1 protein-coding gene is annotated in these 520 nt (G+C 64.0%); it reads left to right on the forward strand.

Translation table 11 applies throughout. The features are described 5' to 3' along the window. A partial coding sequence (locus HM984_RS17565; RefSeq protein ID WP_179350136.1) for a 3,4-dihydroxy-2-butanone-4-phosphate synthase occupies positions 1-520 on the forward strand: 520 nt, incomplete at both ends.

The raw sequence follows: 520 nt of genomic DNA on the forward strand, positions 1-520 counted from the left end.
CTCGACCCGGGGGCGTGCTCGAACGGCCGGGACACACCGAAGCGGCCGTGGATCTCTGTGCATCGGCGGGGTTGCCTGCCGTCGGAGTCATCGCTGAGTTGTTGTCCGACAACGGTTCGATGATGCGGTACCCCGCTGTCGAGGCGCTGGGGCGGCAGATGGGTTTGCCAGTTCTGACCATCGACGAACTCGTCGCCTATCGACGAATGACGAAATCGGCACCAGCACCGGAGCGGGCACGAGTTGAACGTATCGTCGAGACGGTTCTTCCCACCCAGCACGGTGAGTTCCGGATGATCGGCTACCTCGATCACGAGACAGGTGCGGAACACGTTGCGCTCGTGCGCGGCACACTCGGGTTGCATTCTCTCGCGCGAGTGCACTCGGAGTGCTTGACAGGGGAGTCCCTTGCCTCCCAGCGCTGCGAATGCGGCCCCCAGCTGAGCGCGGCGATGGAGCGAATCGGTCGCGAAGGTGGTGTGGTTGTATATCTGCGCGGGCACGAAGGACGTGGCATCGG

This window comes from Winogradskyella pacifica (genome assembly GCF_013403915.1).
Taxonomy (GTDB): Bacteria; Bacteroidota; Bacteroidia; order Flavobacteriales; family Flavobacteriaceae; genus Winogradskyella; species Winogradskyella pacifica.